General features: G+C 40.9%; 16 protein-coding genes. 11 read left to right on the forward strand and 5 right to left on the reverse strand.

Annotated elements, in window-relative coordinates:
- Positions 1–7: 7 nt before the first annotated feature.
- Positions 8–997 carry an aspartate-semialdehyde dehydrogenase gene (locus tag ACK8HY_RS12890; RefSeq protein WP_077437237.1) on the reverse strand — a complete coding sequence of 330 codons (990 nt, stop codon included), beginning with the start codon at positions 995–997 and terminating at the stop codon, positions 8–10.
- Positions 998–1,404: 407 nt separating this feature from the next.
- On the opposite strand from ACK8HY_RS12890, the gene ACK8HY_RS12895 reads away from it, so the two are divergent.
- From ACK8HY_RS12895 to ACK8HY_RS12940, 10 genes are all read left to right on the forward strand, one after another.
- Positions 1,405–2,352, forward strand: a complete 948-nt coding sequence (locus ACK8HY_RS12895) for an NAD-dependent epimerase/dehydratase family protein (protein ID WP_077437238.1) — start codon at positions 1,405–1,407, stop codon at positions 2,350–2,352.
- Between the two features lie 2 nt (positions 2,353–2,354).
- On the forward strand, positions 2,355–3,080 hold the full coding sequence (locus tag ACK8HY_RS12900) for a YebC/PmpR family DNA-binding transcriptional regulator (RefSeq protein ID WP_077437239.1): 726 nt from the start codon (positions 2,355–2,357) through the stop codon (positions 3,078–3,080).
- Positions 3,081–3,202: 122 nt separating this feature from the next.
- Complete coding sequence (locus ACK8HY_RS12905; protein WP_416133819.1) at positions 3,203–4,504, forward strand: hypothetical protein; 1,302 nt, start codon at positions 3,203–3,205, stop codon at positions 4,502–4,504.
- A 65-nt stretch (positions 4,505–4,569) separates the two neighbouring features.
- A complete protein-coding gene (locus tag ACK8HY_RS12910; RefSeq protein WP_120260408.1) occupies positions 4,570–5,313 on the forward strand; it encodes a DeoR/GlpR family DNA-binding transcription regulator in 744 nt (247 codons plus the stop codon).
- 23 nt (positions 5,314–5,336) lie between these two features.
- Positions 5,337–6,797 (forward strand): lipopolysaccharide biosynthesis protein, encoded by a 1,461-nt coding sequence (locus tag ACK8HY_RS12915; protein WP_416133820.1) that lies wholly within the window; start codon positions 5,337–5,339, stop codon positions 6,795–6,797.
- Positions 6,798–7,670, forward strand: coding sequence for a glycosyltransferase family 2 protein (locus tag ACK8HY_RS12920; protein WP_416133821.1), 873 nt, complete (start codon positions 6,798–6,800; stop codon positions 7,668–7,670). It abuts the gene before it with no gap.
- A gap of 3 nt (positions 7,671–7,673) precedes the next feature.
- Positions 7,674–8,588: a glycosyltransferase gene (locus tag ACK8HY_RS12925; protein WP_416133822.1), complete on the forward strand. Its 915-nt coding sequence runs from the start codon at positions 7,674–7,676 to the stop codon at positions 8,586–8,588.
- A 2-nt stretch (positions 8,589–8,590) separates the two neighbouring features.
- Entirely contained in the window at positions 8,591–9,346 is a 756-nt protein-coding gene (locus ACK8HY_RS12930) for a glycosyltransferase family 2 protein (RefSeq protein WP_416133823.1), read from the forward strand.
- A complete protein-coding gene (locus ACK8HY_RS12935; protein ID WP_416133824.1) occupies positions 9,346–9,561 on the forward strand; it encodes a DUF3820 family protein in 216 nt (71 codons plus the stop codon). Before ACK8HY_RS12930 ends, ACK8HY_RS12935 begins: the two co-directional genes overlap by 1 nt.
- A gap of 94 nt (positions 9,562–9,655) precedes the next feature.
- Complete coding sequence (locus ACK8HY_RS12940; protein ID WP_416133825.1) at positions 9,656–10,642, forward strand: rhodanese-related sulfurtransferase; 987 nt, start codon at positions 9,656–9,658, stop codon at positions 10,640–10,642.
- A 67-nt stretch (positions 10,643–10,709) separates the two neighbouring features.
- Here the strand turns inward: ACK8HY_RS12940 and ACK8HY_RS12945 are convergent, their stop codons facing one another.
- The 4 genes from ACK8HY_RS12945 to ACK8HY_RS12960 all read right to left on the reverse strand — a co-directional run bounded on the left by ACK8HY_RS12945 (position 10,710) and on the right by ACK8HY_RS12960 (position 17,516).
- Positions 10,710–11,390 carry a DUF937 domain-containing protein gene (locus tag ACK8HY_RS12945; protein WP_416133826.1) on the reverse strand — a complete coding sequence of 227 codons (681 nt, stop codon included), beginning with the start codon at positions 11,388–11,390 and terminating at the stop codon, positions 10,710–10,712.
- Positions 11,391–11,517: 127 nt separating this feature from the next.
- Positions 11,518–12,777 carry a DUF5689 domain-containing protein gene (locus tag ACK8HY_RS12950; protein WP_139351176.1) on the reverse strand — a complete coding sequence of 420 codons (1,260 nt, stop codon included), beginning with the start codon at positions 12,775–12,777 and terminating at the stop codon, positions 11,518–11,520.
- 3 nt (positions 12,778–12,780) lie between these two features.
- Positions 12,781–14,250: a SusD/RagB family nutrient-binding outer membrane lipoprotein gene (locus ACK8HY_RS12955; RefSeq protein WP_416133827.1), complete on the reverse strand. Its 1,470-nt coding sequence runs from the start codon at positions 14,248–14,250 to the stop codon at positions 12,781–12,783.
- A gap of 11 nt (positions 14,251–14,261) precedes the next feature.
- On the reverse strand, positions 14,262–17,516 hold the full coding sequence (locus ACK8HY_RS12960) for a SusC/RagA family TonB-linked outer membrane protein (protein ID WP_416133828.1): 3,255 nt from the start codon (positions 17,514–17,516) through the stop codon (positions 14,262–14,264).
- A gap of 514 nt (positions 17,517–18,030) precedes the next feature.
- Between ACK8HY_RS12960 and ACK8HY_RS12965 the strand changes: the two genes are divergently transcribed.
- Positions 18,031–19,014, forward strand: a complete 984-nt coding sequence (locus tag ACK8HY_RS12965) for a helix-turn-helix domain-containing protein (RefSeq protein ID WP_416133829.1) — start codon at positions 18,031–18,033, stop codon at positions 19,012–19,014.
- Positions 19,015–19,585 lie beyond the last annotated feature (571 nt).

Below are 19,585 nucleotides of genomic sequence, written 5' to 3' on the forward strand. Positions count from 1 at the left end.
ACTTGAGTTAGATCAATCCTTTTTCTGCCAATAGTTCAGCAACTTGAACAGCATTTGTTGCTGCACCTTTACGCAAGTTGTCTGCTACTACCCACATATTTAGTGTATTTGGTTGTGAGTCATCACGACGGATACGTCCGACAAAAACTTCGTCTCTACCGTGCGCATCTTTTGGCATCGGGTATTGAAGATTAGCAGGATCATCGACAACGATACAACCACTTTGAGCAGCTAATGCTGCACGCACATCATTTAAATCAAAGTCATTTTCGAATTCAATATTCAATGACTCGGAGTGTCCACCCATAACAGGGATACGCACAGTTGTTGCTGTTACCTTGATTGAATCGTCACGCATGATTTTGTTTGTTTCCAAAATCATTTTCATTTCCTCTTTGGTGTAGCCATTTCCCTGGAATACATCGATATGTGGAATGACATTCAAATCAATCTGATAAGGATAAGCTTTTTCGCCTTCTTTACCTGCGCGTTCATCCATCAACTGGTTAACGGCTTTAACACCAGTACCCGTTACGGACTGATAAGTCGAAACTACGACACGCTTAATTTTATATTTATCATGTAATGGTTTTAACGCCACTACCATTTGAATAGTTGAGCAATTTGGGTTTGCAATAATTTTATCATCAGCGGATAACACATCGCCGTTTACTTCCGGAACGACCAATTTCTTTGTCGGATCCATACGCCATGCTGAAGAATTGTCAATAACTGTAATTCCAGCTTCTGCAAATTTTGGTGCAAATTCTTTAGACGTATCGCCTCCTGCGGAGAACAATGCAACATCAGGTTTCAAAGCAATAGCCTCAGATGGTGTAACCACCTTATACTTCTTTCCCTTGAATTCAATTTCCTTACCCTTGCTACGCTCTGAAGCTACTGGAATCAATTCTGTTACTGGGAAATTTCGCGCCGCCAACACGGTTAGCATCTCAGTACCTACAAGGCCTGTTGCGCCGACTACTGCCACTTTCATTTTTGTCTGTGTTTAAATTGTGTATATAAAATTTGTTATTTTGATTTTGTTTTTAGTTGATTCTTGAAGAATGAATTCTTCAAATTTAAAAAATATTCAGCAATTACACTATTAAAATAACAAAATATAGCTTATTCCGCTAAAAAAGTCACAACTGCTCCGTTTTTTTTCCACCTCAATCAAAAATTATAGCTCACGAACCACGGATTTGACCTAAAAAAATTGAAGTGCCAATAATTCAAAAAAAATAAAAATTTTCGCTGCTCGTTCAAAAAAACAGAACAAACGATTGAAACGGTTTAAAATCTCATAAAAACAGCGCCAAGAGTCTATAAATTAACATTTTTAGAAGACTGTCCTTTGCATCAAACAGTTGCTAGATACTGAAAAGCCGTTATATTTGCATCATGAAAGAAAGCATTATTATCATTGGTGCAAACGGCCAAATCGGTACTGAATTGGCAATCGCTCTGCGTAAAAAATTTGGTGCAGAAAATGTTGTCACCACAGACATCAGAGAACCACAAATAAAAAGCCCCGACGAGAATTTTGAAATTGCAAATGTGCTTGACAAAAATGGTCTCGACATATTGTTTCAAAAATATAAACCTACTCAAGTATATTTATTGGCAGCCATGCTTTCAGCAACAGGAGAAAAATATCCTGAAAAAGCATGGGAGCTTAATATGAATGGATTGCTCAACGTACTTGACCTAGCTGTTACGTATAAAGTTTCAAGAATATTCTGGCCAAGTTCCATTGCTGTATTCGGTCCGCACTCACCGAAAGTAAATACGGAGCAATACTGTGTTATGGATCCAAATACGATCTATGGAATCAGTAAGCTTGCAGGTGAGCGTCTTATCGAATGGTATCAGGAACATCGCGGATTGGATATCCGCAGCGTAAGATATCCAGGTATTATCTCCTGGAAGACAGAACCGGGAGGTGGAACGACAGATTATGCTGTTGATATATTCTATGAGGCACTGAAAACAGGTACTTACGAATGTTTCTTATCCGAGAATACAGCATTACCGATGTTATATATGGAAGATGCCATCCGCGGCACACTTGAGCTGATGGACGCGCCACAGGAAAGTCTGAGCATCCGTCACGCCTATAACCTTGGTGGTATTACTTTTACTCCAAAAGAACTCGCACAAGAAATTAAAAAAATTCTTCCTAATTTTGCAATCTCTTACGTAGCGAATGACCCAAGACAACAGATTGCCGATTCATGGCCTGCAAGTCTGGATGATTCATACGCAAGCAAAGACTGGAACTGGAAGCCAGAATTTGACATCCAGAAGATGACAGTCGATATGATTGAGAATCTTAAAAACAAAATATAACAATGGGAAGAGCTTTCGAATTCAGAAAAGAGCGGAAATTCAAACGCTGGGCTAAGATGGCCGTGCAATTTACACGTTTAGGTAAAGAGATCGCTATGGCGGTTAAAGAAAGCGGCCCGCACCCTGAAACCAACTCGAGACTTCGTACAGCAATACATAATGCTAAGGCTGTAAACATGCCTAAAGATCGTATCGAAGCGGCTATAAAACGTGCTTCAGAGAAAGATTCAAAAGGCTATGAAGAATATGTATATGAGGGTTATGGCCCTCATGGTGTTCCGGTTTTGATCGAAACAGCGACAGACAATACCAACCGTACCGTAGGAAATATCCGCAGCTATTTTACCAAAGCTGGAGGATCCTTGGGAAAAACAGGATCATTGGATTTTATTTTCAATCGCAAATCCATCTTCCGCTTTGCAGCGACAGATGAATTGGATCTTGAAGAATTGGAACTGGAGCTTATCGATGGTGGTTTGGAAGAATTATACGTTGAAGCTGATGAAGAGGGCAATGATGTTGCTGTAGTACAGACTTCTTTTGAGGATTTCGGTAATATGCAAAAACTGCTGGAAGAAAAAGGTATCGAAGTAACTTCGGCAAAATTGGAGCGTATTGCGCTATCACACGCTGAGATTACAGAGGAACAAGCGGCTGATGTATTGAAGATGATCGATAAAATCGAAGAAGACGACGATGTACAAGCTGTATACCATAACATGGCTTAAGCTGTTCATCTCACAAAATATCTAAAAAGAGCGCTTGTCGCTCTTTTTTTTATAGCAAGGCCTCTCAGCACCGTCAGAAAAATTACTACATTTGTAATAGACTATATCAAACTCATAACAGGATGACTTTTGAAGAATTTTTCGCGAAAAAGAAAATTGATTTAAAAGCTTTAAAAGCGGCGGATGAACCTCTATTTGAAGAGTTCAGAACGCACTATTCTGCCATGGGCGAGAAAAGCTTTGATCATAGCAAGAAATTTTGGTTCAACAAGCTTCGTAAGAGCTATCATCTGGCGGAAGAAGAAGTGGTGGTCGTCAAAAAAACTATCCAGACAGATCCTGTTGAGACGGCTCCGGCGGCAACGGATGCTTCTGTTACAAAACCTGCAGGTTTCAAACCTAGGTTTAAAGCGACAGCTCCAGCGGAGCCTGCTGAGCAGAAAGAGGAACCTAAAACAGAACCTTCGACAGCAGCTGCAAATTCGGTCCCAGGATTTAAGCCACGCTTTAAACCAGGGATCACCAAAAACACAGCGAATTCATCCGAGGAGCCGCCCGCAACTACAGAATTGCCGAAAGACGATGCTCCAGAGACGGCTAAACCGACAGGGTTTAAACCCCGTTTCAAGCCGGGAATCACTAAAAACACAACGAACTCATCCGAGGAGCCGTCCGTACCTGCAGAATTGCCAAAAGACGCTGCTCCAGAAACGGCTAAACCGACGGGTTTTAAACCTAGATTTAAAGCAGGCCTGACGAAAGCAGCAAGTACTGACTCGACACAGGAAGTGGCTCCGCCAACAGAGGACCTGAACGCGAAGCAGATGGCTGCTCCAGAGGCATCGCCAAAACCAACGGACAGCAACACAGTCAATCCGACGGTTGAACCGCAGCAGGAGAACATCACCGAAACTGATCCAACCACAGCAAACAAACCTACAGGTTTCAAGCCAAGATTTAAAGCTGGGATAACGAAAACAGCAAGTACTGATGACAAGCAGACTGCTGAACCTGTTCAATCTGCAAAATCTTCAATAGAGGGTGCGACGACACCATCAGCCGCTGCGGATAACGCAATTACAGCAAATACATCCTCACCTGCGGAGGCCTCGAGCAGTTCGACAACAGCGGCATCCAAGCCAACAGGCTTTAAGCCAAGATTCAAAACTGGTGTAACCAAAACAGCAAGTACGGATTCATCGCCAACAGTAGTTCCCTCGGCAAAGGATACAAACGAAGCGCAGACCGGCGCCCCTGCTCCACAAGCATCGCCGATACTAACGGACAGCGACAGTTCCAATCCGCCTATCGAACCGCAACAGAGCGATGAAACAGCGCTGGAACAGCCAACAACAAACAAACCATCAGGATTTAAACCTCGCTTCAAAGCGGGTTTAACAAAAATTGATAAAAAGGAAGAATAATTTTCACTACATTTAAACTGATTTTTTTCAACTAGTTTAAAAACTCCGATTAAAACCAAAGACCAATGTTAAAGGAAGAAAGACAAGCATTTATTATACATCAGATCAATCTACATAACAAAGTTTTATCTTCAGATCTAAGTGTGCAGCTCAATGTATCCGAAGATACCATCAGACGTGATCTGAACGAGCTTGCAGAAAACGGAAAGGTATTAAAAGTTTATGGAGGGGCACTTTCCAAATCTTTTCAGTTTCCATTCCAGGACGGGAATGTCTATGCGAAAGAGGCAAAAAAAGAAATTGCCAAGAAAGCGAGCTCTTTGATCTCTAATGGTATGACAGTATTGGTCGGCGGGGGAACAACCTTGATTGAACTGGCACGGACTATTCCAGACCATCTTCAATGTACATTTTTTACGATCAGTCCATTAGTTGCATTGGAACTGGCCGAAAAACCAAACCTCGAAGTGATCCTGGTCGGCGGAAAGCTTTCACGGAATACCAATATCGTATCTGGCGCACAGGTCGCCAATGAATTGGCAGATCTAAAAGTAGACCTCTGTCTACTGGGCACTAATTCACTTTCTGTAGAAGATGGAGTAACAGACTCCGACTGGGAAGTAGTGCAGATTAAGCGCGCGATGATTAAATGCTCAAAGAAAGTCGCCATACTCAGTATCGCAGAGAAGCTTAATTCCGTCCAGAAAATGAAAGTGGTACCGCTACGTGATATTTCTTATCTGATTACTGACATCAATCCGACTGATGTTTCCTTAAAAGAATTTGCGAATACAATAGCAATACTTTAATATTGCCGCTCATTTAATTTAGCATGTCATCGCAAACGGAAAATGACTCATTAAAATCAAAAACAACAAAAGGACTGCTGTGGGGTGGTATGGCCAGTATCATCCAGCAGTTTTTGGGATTCGGCTTCGGCATCCTACTCAATCGTAAACTGGATCCGGAGGATTACGGGTTAATTGGGCTGGTTACTATTTTTTCAGTCTTGGCCTCCGCTTTTCAGGAAAGTGGATTTGTTTATGGTATTGTCAACAAGAAGGAGGTTCAGCATAAAGATTACAATGCTGTATTTTGGACAAGTGTGGGGATAGGTACATTCATCTATATTGTACTTTTTCTCGCTGCTCCGCTCATTGCTCGGCATTATGACCAACCCGTACTTGTCGATTTGAGTCGCTTTACTTTCCTTTCTTTTTGGCTAGGTAGCTTTGGAGTGGCGCACAATGCTTTCCTCTTTAGGAACTTAAAGATCAAGGAAAGGGTAATCACAGGAACTTTGGCTCTTATTCTATCGAACACCATTGGGGTGTATTTGGCTTATCAGAATTATGCCTATTGGGCATTTGCGGTTCAAATTGTATCCTATAGCGGCTTCAATATGCTGGGCTTTTGGTATTTCTCCAAATTTAGACCTAGTTTCACATTTGATTTTCAACCTATTCGGGATATCTTTGGGTTTAGCAGTAAGATTTTGGTAACCAATATTTTTATCAATATCAATAAAAATGTCTATGCCGCTGTTTTAGGCGATCATTATACAGAAAAAGAGTTAGGTTATACAATAAATCCCAACAAGTGGAGCCAAATGGCTCAGTCCATTTTGACCAATATGGTCAATAATGTCACGCAGCCAATTCTTCGGGAAATTGAAGATGAAAAGGACCGACAGATAAGGGTATTTCGTAAATTAATATCGTTCACAGCCTTTTTGGCTTTTCCAATGCTGTTTGGCCTAACAACGGTAGCCCAAGACTTTATTATTATCACGATCACAGATAAATGGCTACAAAGCGTGATATTTCTTCAGATTTTCTGTATTGGTGCAGCCTTTGACTCAGTAAGTAATGTCTTTTCAAGCTTGATTATCAGCAAGGGCAAGTCTCAGATCTACATGCGCAATATTGTTATTTTTGGGTTACTTCAAATTGCTATTTTGGTCTTTGGCAAATCACTCGGTCTTGAAACATTAATTACGCTAACTGCTGGACTAAACGCGCTATGGATATTTGTCTGGTACGCTTCGGCCAAGCCTTATATGACTTACTCATTCAGCTACTTGATGCGGGATGTTTTTTCATATGCTATCTTAGCAGGGGTTAGCTGCCTAGCAGCACATTACGCGACCACTTCCATCGCAAACCTCTATCTTCGGTTTGCAAGTACAATTGCTATCGCTGTATGTGCATATATCATCGTTAATAGAATCTTTAAGCCAAGTATTCTACTTGAATTGTTCCACTATTTCACCACAGTTATCCGAAAAAAATAGATGGCCAAGATTCTCACCATAATCGTTTCTTATAATTTTGAGCCTTGGATCCACAAGTGCTTACCCAGCCTGCTCGCATCAAGCCATCCAACGGATATCCTTGTTATAGATAATAACTCAAAGGATCATACCACCCGCATCATCAAAGAAAATTACCCCACAGTCAGACTGATCGAAAGCCCCGAAAATCTCGGTTTTGGAAAAGCCAATAACATTGGATTGACTATCGCCCTAGAGGAAGAGTATGACTACGCATTTTTGGTCAATCAGGATGCTTGGATAGATCAGAACTGTATCGCCAACCTGATCAAGGTAGATACAACAAACATTGGAATTATTTCACCCATTCATTACGATGGAACGGAGGAAAAACTCGACCATGGGTTCTCAGTCTATACGAAGCATATCCAGCTTAAGAATTCTTATCAAACTTGTACATTCGTGAATGCTGCATTTTGGCTTATTCCCTGCGAAGTAATCAAAAAAGTTGGCGGTTTTTCTCCGATCTTTTTCCACTACGGAGAAGATAAAGACTACGCCAATCGCATCCAATATTATGGGCTGGATTTTGTGTTGGCCGAAGATGCCAAGGCCTATCACGACAGACAGCAACGCCAAGTGGATAACAAAGCTTTTCTAAAGAGCGAATTCGTCTATCATCTGACGGAGTATTGCAATATCAATTATACGTTTACAAAGGCTTTTTCGATGGCTATATTAGCAAGCCTAAAGAAAATGCTGTCTTCTTTAGGGAAAGGTCGTATTTTTGAAACAAAAAGTTATCTCAATATCGCTTTTAGACTATTGGGCAAGACCGGAGAAGTCCGGAATACCCGTCAGGCTAATAAAAAAGCTTTTAACAAAATTTTTTGATAGATGAACAGTCTTGCTCCAGTTCTACTCTTTGTGTATAATCGGCCAGCGCATACACTCAAGACACTCGCTGCACTTGAGAGAAACAAATACGCAGACCAGACCATGCTCTATATTTATTCGGATGCAGCAAAAGATGAGCGCGCGATTGAGGCTGTAGAAGAGGTACGTCGGATTATAAAAAACCCATGGTCTTTTAAACAGATCAAAATAGTCGAGCGGGACAAAAATTGGGGCCTAGCTGCCAATGTTATCGATGGTGTTACCAAAGTTGTCCATGAACATGGACAGATTATCGTGTTAGAAGACGATCTCGAAACATCGGCATTTGCACTCGATTACTTTAATAAAGCACTAGACCGCTATAAAGAGGACAAACAGGTCATGCAAATCAGTGGCTACGGCTATCCTGTAAAAAATCTGAATGAGCTTCCCGAAACATTTTTCTTTCGAGTCGCCAATAGCTGGGGCTGGGCAACGTGGGATCGTGCATGGCAACATTTCAACCCCAACATAGATGAGCTTGTTTCCGATTTTTCGGAGGAAGAGATTCATCAGTTCAGTATTGAAGGAAAAGAAAACTTCTGGAAACAGGTACAGGAACTACGTGCTGGTAAGATCAACTCTTGGGCAATACGTTGGTACGCTTCGGTATTCAAAAAAAATGGGCTAGTTTTGTATCCGAGGAATTCGATGACACAGAATATCGGTAATGATGGCACAGGCACACATACGGCTGCCGAATCTACCTATCAGGTCACGTTGGCTGATCATCCTGTGTGTTATTTTCCAACAGAAATTGTGGAGGATACACAAGCCTATGGCGCTATCAAATATTTTTATGCACATCGGAAGGGATCTTGGTTCAAACGAGGCTTCCGATTCCTCAAAAAGAAGATTAACGAATTCAATAAATAGCTATGGCCGCTCATCCAAAATTTTCAATCATCACTGTCGTTTACAATAATGTACGGGATATTGAGCACACCATCAAGTCTGTTGTTAACCAAACCTATGATAATATCGAATATATTGTCATTGACGGGGAATCATCTGATGGGACCTTAGCGGTTATTCAAAAATATCAGGATAAAATTGCGGTCTTATTATCTGAAAAAGACAAGGGAATTTACGACGCGATGAACAAAGGCCTTGCTTTGGCTACAGGTGACTATGTTCTCTTTTTGAATTCCGGTGACGAAATATACGATCTCAACAGCATCGAAAACCTAGCGAGACTCAGTGATGATGCCGATATCCTATATGGTGAAACGATATTGGTAGATGACAACAGGGCGATTATTGGGGAACGAAGACATAAGGTGCCGGCAAATTTTGACTGGAAGAGCTTTCGTTATGGTATGAATATTTGTCATCAGGCCATCTATATCAAACGGACTATTGCTGAACCGTATGATCTAAGTTATAAGCTATGTGCGGATATAGATTGGGTCATTCGCTGTGCTAAAAAAGCAAATAAGTCTGTTAATGCTCATCAATATGTAGCGCGCTACCTCGTGGGCGGGATGTCAAAACAGAAACATAAAGAGTCGCTAAAAGAACGCTTCGCCATCTTCAAACACTATTACGGTGCCATTCCCAATTTATTCAACCATGGAGTCATCGCATTAAAAGCGATCTGGTACCGCATTAATTACGGAAAACCCCAAGACTAATGCTAAATCCCGAAATCCTCACTGAACTTGTAACGGTTAAAATGCCTTTCGGCAAATATCAAGGCTATACTTTATGCAATCTTCCAGAACCTTATTTGGTCTGGTACAATCAAAAAGGATTCCCTAAAGGCAAATTAGGTCATCAACTGGCCACGCTCTATGAGATCAAGCTAAATGGTCTAGAGTACCTCCTGGAACCTTTGAAGAAAAGGTGACGAAGGTCATTTTCTTCCATTTATTATTTTTTGTAGCTTTGCAGTGAATTTATTTTTGCATTAAACGCCGTTTGCAGCGGTATCAATGAATATCATGACACAATATCAAACATTGCTGTACTATTGTTACAGCCCTATCGAAAATGCCGAACAGTTTGCGGCTGATCACCTGGAATTCTGTAAATCACTTGGCTTAGTAGGCCGTATTATTGTTGCCGACGAAGGTCTTAATGGTACCGTTTCGGGTACGACTGAGGCATGTCAACAGTATATGGATGCAGTCTACGCGGATGGCCGTTTCAACAAAACCGAATTTAAGATCGACAACGTTGAAGAGCCTTCTTTTATCAAAATGCACTGCCGCTACAAAGCTGAAATCGTGCACTCTGGATTAAGAGACCCGAAAGAAATCGATCCAAACCGTCAAACAGGTGTGCATCTGGAACCGAAGGATTTCTTGGCAATGAAAGATCAGGAAGATGTCGTTGTATTGGATGTACGTTCGAACTACGAGCATAATGTCGGCCGCTTTAAAAATGCGGTCACGTTGGACATTGATAACTTCCGCGAGTTTCCAGAAAAAATCAAAGAGCTTGAACAATATAGAGGTAAAAAAATACTGACCTACTGTACAGGTGGCATCAAATGTGAGAAAGCTTCGGCCTTACTATTAAAAGAAGGCTTTGAGGATGTCTACCAATTGCATGGTGGAATTATTAAATATGGCAAAGAAGCAGGTGGCGAAGATTTCGAAGGCCAGTGTTATGTCTTTGACAACCGTGTCACAGTAGATGTTAACTCGGTCAACCCATCTGTGGTATCAACCTGTTTCAATTGTGGTAAACAGACGACCAAGATGATCAACTGCGCCAACCCGGTATGTAATGAGCATTTCACGCAGTGTGACGAATGCGGATGGGAAATGGAAGGCTGTTGCTCTGTCGCCTGCAAAGAAAGTCCGAATAAACGGGAATATGATGGAACGGGATACTATGTTAAAGTTCCTCAACCTGTTAATGTAGACAAAATCAGCAAAAGAAAACATAAGAATTTCCCGCCTAAAGTGAAGGTCGAAGATTAATTCAATACAACATAAAAAAAGTCGGTAACTGATCAAATTACCGACTTTTTTATGTTTTAAGATTGCCTTACTTCGCAAACATTCCCGCTATAGAGTCCAGGATATTTCCTTTGGATTGACCATCGTTACTTTTGTCAAAAAAGCTGCCGGCCAAGCCGCCCAACATATCGGTCATACTAGCACCAGTGGAAGCCTGTTGTGTTTCTTGTGCAGGTTCTTCCTGTCCGCCACCCAAAAATGAACCCAGGATCCCCCCTAGCATACCACCGCCGGCACTCTGCTGTCCGCCGCCACCTAAAACAGATCCGATCAGGTCACCAATACCACCACCGCTGGATGCCTGTTTTTGTTGTCCTAGATAACTCATGACAATAGGCGCCAGTGTCGCCAAAACACCAGTTACCTGCGCTGAACTGATACCAGCTTTATCGGCAATATTCTGTGTCACCACCTCTGTATTTTGCCCAAACATATGGTTGACAATCTTGTTCCCGTCATCAGATCCGCCCTGACCAAATAAATCACCTATCTTATCGAAGATACCGCCACCACTATGTTGATCGATCGCTTTGTCAATGTTTTCTGCTTGACCTTTGTTTTTTGCATTGTAATTCAATGCCGCAATCATTAAGGGTACTGCTGCTGCCACAATCCATTTTGCCTTGGATTCACTGACACCTGTCATTTTAGAAATGGCTTCTATTGCTTTAGAGCCAACTCCGCCTGTAACTAAGTCTGTTAAGTTCATAAGTCTTCGTTTATAGTTATAATGAAGATAACAATTTTTTCTGAAGAGTTTAGAAAATATATACGAACAACAAAACGCCCTGTGGAGTGTTAACTACACAGGGCGATTACATCATCAATCGTTCAATCTAATAACTCTTATAGATCGCAATATCATCCAGGCCGAGCCTTCCATTATTAATGACATTATTGCTGGTTCCCAATCCAAGCTTGGTAATCCTGAAACGGACAGCTCCTTGGACATTCATTAAAAATACAGCCTGTTTTGAATTCATACTCTGCGAAGTTGGGTGTGCATCTGCGATAGATTCACCTGTTTGCTTCCATGTTGCGCCCTGATCCGTAGAATATTCCAGCTTAAACGTGCATGACCGATCCGTATAATATGAGCCATACCAAAGCGTCACTTTTGAAGCGCCATTCGGTACATCAAAATTCATCTGCACATGACCATCAACACTTAAATTCTGTTGCATGCGTATCGCATTTTTACCCGAAACAATACGGTCACGACCAGCAGTAGTACCCAATATTGCCTGATATAACTTCCATTGCCCAGTTGGGAAAGACACGTCGTTCTTTTCGCCCATATCGTAACTTCCTTTCACACTCGCGTCTACAGCATCAAATGTCTCCGGCCATCCAGCATATAGTTTACCACTTGCATAAGCCATGTCGGAGTAGTCCTGCATTCGGATTTGCAATTTATCCCCCTCTCTGAATGCTATTCCTCTGAAAGAGGCGCTGGGAGCAATAGACTGTCCCGCAAATGTTGCATTGTCCTCGGTATGCAAGGTAATCTCATTTTTATCTCCATCCATCAAGATCTTATCGCCTTTTAGGGCTGTTCCTGTTGCAGGCTCTGGCTCGACATCAGCAGTTACATCAATGTAAGTTGATTCAAACTCATCGAATTTCGCTTTAAGATTTGCAACCGAAACCGCTAATGGAGCAACGTTTTTATTTGACGCAAAGACATTGACCTGTTGATTTTTAACGGACGATAAAACCATTAAGCCAGATTTTTTGACCAATTTTGTACCATCGATATTGATCTGAACAGAGTCACCAAATTTGAAACTCGAGGCATCAGTAACCTCTACTAATATTCCTCTACGCTGATTGCGCCAGATATTCTGAACAGCGATTGTATTTTCGGGCAAATTCTTATTCTCAGCGCGTGAAACCACAAGTGCCTTCAAGTACTTTGCGCCAAGCGCACTTGATTCGTTGAGTTGTAGATCCGTATTTTTATAGAGGCTACGTAATGTATACAATGATATTTCAGGATTTAATTCTCCGATTGACTCATTGATATCTTCTTTACAGCCTGTTAGGAGCGTTGACATCGCCAACGCAGTCCATATTACTAACTTTAACTTTTTCATGAACTAGTTGATTGTAGGTTGCCACCACATTTTTTCATTTATTCCATCTCCGCCCATGCGACTGACCGCATCTTGGTAATTTTCCCTATTAAGCGATTGGACAATAATTGGGTAATTTAATCTGACGGGCATCTTTCCATTGTTTAATAAACCTGGCCCTTTGTACAGATCCAGCAACTGTGTTCGACGATACTCATACCACTGTTGGAAATCCGTATACATCATTGCAAAATACTTTTGCAGATGCACCTTTTTTAGCTTTTGAGTTTCGGAATCCTCAGCCGAAAAGATCACTTTTGGATTTGCCAAATAGCCCTGTGGAACAGTAGTTCCCCAATATTCCATCGCTCCATTGATTCCCTTTGTATATGCTTCAGAAGCATCAAGCTCAACATATTTCCGCAGGGCACATTCCGCTATGATAAATTGCAATTCAGCATAATTCATGATATTTCCCATGTGCGCATCTGACTTTAGTGCTGCGAGGAGTGTAGATTGACGCTCAGGAACATTTCCGCGAGCATAACCAGACTGCATACCCCCATAGACACCTAGAGTAGCCTCCGTAGCCCAAAGCTTCAAACGAGGATCGCCCAGGTCCATCAAATTATTAATAAAAAATTCAGAATACCCCCTAGTACCATTAAAATCAATATCGCGCACATTATAATTGGGATTCATATAAGGCTGTACATTGGTATAATACAATGCGGCTGTTTCAGCATTACTTTGCATAATCGGATACTCGGCAGCATTAGTCTCCAATATTTCCTTAATCTTGGCAACAGCATTCGTTTCTGTTTTATGTGCAACCCGCAATAATAATCTTAAATACAGAGAGTTACCAAATTTCCGCCATTTTGCCGGATCTGAATTATAAATTGGATCCATCGCATTATTGGCCGACTCTACCAAGACATTTTCTTTCAATAAAGCATTCGCTTCCTCCAGTTTTCGGAAAATATCCTTATAGATATCCTCCTGTTTATCAAATTTGGGGGTGAGATTACCATCGGAAAAACCTTTATTACTATCGAAATACGGCACATCACCATACATGTCCGTGATCAGCGAACTTACCCATGCATCCATGACCAAGGAAATGCCCATATAAGTCTGATAACCGACCTGTTTTGCGTCATTAGCTCTCTGATATATATCTCTAATATTCGTCAGTTGCACATACCAGCCAGACCAGCTAGACTCCGATTCTGATGGCCTAATCTCATAGCGCTGAATTTCCAGATTATCATTTATTGTGACTGTAACCTGCATCAATTCGTTATTGATTCTTAAATTACGAGATAGATTAGTACTCAACACATTTACTAAAGCCGGTGCAATCAAGCTTTGCGGTGCTACCGCAGAAACTTTATTAGGATCGGTATTCTTTTCTACAAAATCTTTAGTACAACTCTGGAATACTATACTCCCGAGAATGAGTAAAAATGTTATACGGATATATTTTTTCATAGCGTCAATAATTAAAATGAAAATGATAGATTAACACCCATTGTTCGCGTCGAAGGAAACTGAGCAATTTCAGCTCCTTTCTCAATTCCACTACCGGTCAAAGAAGCAAATTCTGGATCAAAAGCTGGCCATTTAGTAAATACAAAAAGATCGCGTCCATATAGCCCGATAGATGCCTTTTCAATTTTGTAACGGCTTAAAAAAGATTTCGGCAATGAATAATCCAATCTAACCTCCCGAAGTTTGATAAAATCAGTAGAAAACGTATTTGATTCAAGATTGTCACGATTAAAATGTCTTGCATAATAATCTCCAGCTGTTGCAACGACCGTATTTTTGCTATAACTTCCATCTGGATTCAGCACAACGCCATCGCCAATAATACCGGTATAACGCCCCGGAAGAGTCTTCTTTAATTTTCCCTCTTCCATCAGAACAGCATGCGTTAACGAATAACCTACTCCGCCAAACTGTCCGTCAAATAGGAAATTAAAGCGAAAACCTTTGTACTTGAATTCATTGCCCCAACCAAATTTCGTGGTCGGATTAGGGTTACCAATATAACGGCTCTCCTGTGCCAATACAGGTATACCATCAGCATAGATAATCTTTCCATCGGGATTTCTTTCATAACCTAATCCCCAGATATCACCAAATCTACGCCCTGGTATAGCCTCTATAGTACCACGGCTACCAAACAATGTAGAAAGAATAAGCCTCCCTTCAAGCGAAGCCGGTATAGAAACGACTTCCGAATCATAATGGGTAAAATTCCCATACATATTCCAGTTTAACTTATCTTGGCTTTTCAAGATATCTCCCGATAAAGCAATCTCAATTCCCTGAGTTTTAACTTCTCCACCATTGGTGAACTTTCGTCTATAACCACTGGAAGGATCTACAGGTGTTTCGATTAACTGCTTATCCATCAATGTACTGTATACAGTCAAATCCAATTTTATTCGGTCTTTAAACATCCGAAAGTCTGTCCCTAATTCATAAGACAAAGTATTTTCGGCTTGCAAATTTTCGTCAGGAACTGTCGAAGGATTAGATAATCCACCGTTAAATCCGATCACACTGCTATATCCATAAAAGTTATTAAAGGGTTTGGTTCCTCCCCCTCCTACTCCAGCAACAGAGGCCCGTAATTTCCAATAGTTGATTGATTTCGGCAATTCAAAGATTTGACTTAGGATAAAGCTTGTATTAACCGATGGATAAAAGAAAGGCTTAACTTCATTTCTTTTAGGTGAAGCCAATGTACTTGCCCAGTCTACGCGACCCGTAACGTCAATAAAATATCTTTCTTTATAACTATAATTTGCCAAACCATAGACACTATGAATAGCGTACTCCGCTCTATACGGATCATATAGCACCCTTTCTCTGGCATTTGCAAACTTATACTGATTCGGATAAATCAGACTATTTGCTGATGCATCATCTTTAATATATTTGTTGTTTAATAAGGCTCCCCCCGCTGAAACACCAAAACGATGGTTTTCCGAACGTTGGTTATTGTATTGTAATAAAAAATCTGAATTTCGTTCCTCGGCATAAATAGATTGTTCACGATAGTAACCAAACGCGTATTTATAAGTATCAAAAGGTCTTGACTGCTTACGTTTGTCATACCCCATATCAATCCCTGTACGGAGCATCAAACTTAGTTCATTGGTAAACTTATAATCTAACTGCACATTTCCAATCAGGTTATTTTTATTCTGTGCATTGACCATATCATAAGAAATCGTTCTCGGATTATCCAGTAAATTGGAAAATGGTGTCATTTGCTCAATGCCCTCCTTGCCCGGAAGCCAATTCTGATCCAACCAAGCCGCATCTATATTCGGAACAATCCCCCGAACGAAGTACATGTAGCTCTGGTTATTGTAGCCACTGTTTGGCAAATTGTCAGAACCTCTATTATTAAAATTAATTTTTGTGGATAAGGTCAATTTATCGGTGATCTTACTGCTAAATTGCGTTGCAATTGTGTGCCTATTATAGCCCATATTGGGAATAATCCACTTATTGGTTACATTGGTATAAGAAAAGCGCGCTGTCGTCTTATCTGTGGATCCGGAAACACTGATGGAATTTGTCGAAGTCAGCTCCGTCTGAAATAAGTCCTTGCGATTGTTTTCATAAGGTCGCCAAAGTGTACGTTCGGCAGGTGTTTGTCTATAATTAGCGGGATCATATTGGTAATAGTATTGACCATCAAATTTAGGTCCCCAAGCAGATGAGGTGCTCAACGTACTTGCACCATCTTCCGATTGACCATAGGAGTAGTACAAGTCCTGTCCTATAGCACCTTGCCCATATTCATACTGATAATCAGGCCACCGATTAATGGTACCGATTGCAGTATTTGAATTGACAGTAACCCCTATTCTATTTTGTATACTCTTCCCTTTTTTGGTGGTAATAATGACTGCACCACGAGACCCTCTATACCCATATAATGCCGCAGCCCCAGGCCCCTTAAGAACAGAAACTGACTCAATATCTTCAGGATTAATATCAGCCAAAGAAGAGCCAAAATCTACGGGTGAATCACCATCCAAATAGGCCGAATTCCCGTTCCCTGTTATTTTAGTCCCACCTCCCATGATAATCCCATCCACAATAATAAGCGCATCATTGTCACCCGTCATGGATGTTTCCCCACGCAGGATAACTTTATTCGAGCCCAATGGCCCAGCACCCGATTTCACCAAATTTAATCCAGCCACCTTACCTGTCAACGCATCTGTCCAGTTATTTGAAATCGCATTGGTCAATTCCTCCCCCTTCACGGTACTAATGGAGTAACCAAGTGCTTTCTCCTCACGCTGAATACCTAGCGCTGTAACAACTACCTCATTCAATGCCTCAGATGTAACATTTAACGCGATTTGAGCATTTGACTGTGCTGTTGTAAAGGTCTTCGTTTGCCCTTCATAGCCTATCAACTGGAAACGGATCGAAGCACCGGCTTCAACCTCTATTTCAAAATGACCTGTTCGATCAGTCGTTCCCTTGGCTACCCCACCGGCAAGGATAGATACCGATGCCAAGGGCTCCTGTGTCTTGCTATCTACAACTTTTCCTTTAATTCTAATCTTCCCCTGATTAAAAATGTGTGTGGCTCCGCTACTGTTTTCCATTGGAACAGCCGCCGCAGCTACATCCAGATTGCAGGCAACTATCAGCGCTGCAAATAGCACTTTCGAGGATGAGTGCCTTAGATTAATTTGGATAGGGTTAATACTAAACATAGATATTAGTGTAAATTGTTAATTTGCAATTTGGGACAAAAGTATATTCTTAACAAAAAGTTTGTTTTAACTTAATGTTTTCTTTCTGTTAACAATTGTTTCGAATACAATTTCCTTTAAGAAACATTTTGCCCGATTTACATCATTATAAAAATGCAGAAGAATCCATTATGGATAGGAGTTTCACGCATTAGGTTTAAAAAAATGCAAGCCTTCACCTTGGTTATTTAATATAATAGTATCGAAAATAATTAATATTCCTTAAAAAACGAAATAAATCGAAATTATTTAAAATACTTATCGCAACAAAAACACACAGAACTTTTAGCTGATTTCTACCTTTATCAGAAAACATATCCATGATTTCGATAAAGGCAGAATTCGAAGAAATGAATAAAAGTATTAAGGTTGTTTGTGTGAAGCTACAACCAATAAATAACCTTAGTATACAGCTCAGTTGATTAAACCAAAATACTTTTGTATCTTAACGATACTAACCAATTTTCCGGAAAGTATGCTGATAAACAAGAGCATAGACCTTAAGTATCCATATCATTTAGCCCAGCGCCATACCGCTCCCAAAGGGCTTTACTTTAATTTCCTCGCATCTGAAGATCCAGTTCTTTGTACCAAAAATCAATACATAGCCAGTAAAAAAATAGGAACCCATACATTTCTGGAAGTAAGCGGAAGCTTTGAAGAGGACTGGAGCTTTGCTATAAGTAATAGTCAGACTACATTTTGGCTTGCATTTCAGTTCCAGGGAACTTCATCCATCAGGGATATTGACCGGTCCACCTTAAACCCGCAGCAGTACCTGGGTTATTTTAATACCAGCGAGGAAATCACCTACCAAATAAAGGCCGGTAAAGTAACCATGATACTGATCGGTACTGAAATAGGAGATCCCGGCAATTTTGTATTAGAATGGAATACCCTGCAAAAAGACAACCAGCAGACGCACCAGGTGTTTCCACCAGAAAAAATTGGCTACCGCATTAGAAAAGTACTGGAGCTTATTCAAAAAATTAAATACTCGCCCTATTCGCTACATACAAAACTGGGGTTTCATACGAACAGCTTGATAGCTATCTATCACAGGGATCTGCTGGAACAGCAGAAGTCTGCACAACAAGAAGATATCTCGCTCTTACATCGGGCAAAAGCGTATATCTACGCCAATTTTAGGAATGGGGAGATCAATATCCAACGTATAGCAGATGCGCTGCTCACCAGTGAACGGACACTCTACCGAATATTTAAAGATCATGGACTGACCGTCAATTCAGCCATTCAGACCATACGTATCCATAAGGGGCGGGAAATGCTCCGGACATCGGATCTATCAGTCGACATGATTGCCTTTGAGCTACAGTTTTCTTCTGTCAAATATTTTATTAAAACCTATATCCGCTATTTTGGCCATACACCTGCAATGGAAAGAAAGCTTTATATTACTCTACCTGAACCGAAATATAACTTTAAGGACGAGCATTAGAAAGCGTTCCCATACAGGCATCCAAAATATCCTCGGGGAAATTTACTTTTACAGCATCGCGACAAACTTTTTTATAGGAAAGTAAAGCAATTGCCCCTGGAAATTTACCCGAACCTCCTGGGAGCAGACTTTTCCCATCATGGGGTGCAGGAACTTCCTCAGCAAATTTAATTTCCCTTCCCGGTTACGTTGTCCAAGCTATGGGGGACGCAAGAATACCTTCATAAAATTTACTTCTCCCTTAAGGTAACGGTGTTTATCCAGTTGGGATCACAAATACTACCGAAGGGACTATACTGTTCCCTCCTCATTGCGACCTCATCCGTCAAGGAGATTTGCTTTGTCCGGAAGAGTAAAGTGTTTTCCCGTTGGGAAGCTAGCCTTACTCCTGAGGAATTCTAAAAATTTCCTGGGTAATTTCACTTTTCCCAACGGGGAATTGCTTTTTCCCTTAAGGTCATCCAGACTAAACAAAAGATTCAAAAAATGCACCTATTCATTTTAAACCGATATTTTAAGAAAAATAGTATTCTAACTCAATAAATATAAGGGGTAAAATTCCGCCAAATAG

Origin of the sequence: Sphingobacterium sp. NGMCC 1.201703 (assembly GCF_047784615.1) — a bacterium.
Classification (GTDB): Bacteria; Bacteroidota; Bacteroidia; order Sphingobacteriales; family Sphingobacteriaceae; genus Sphingobacterium.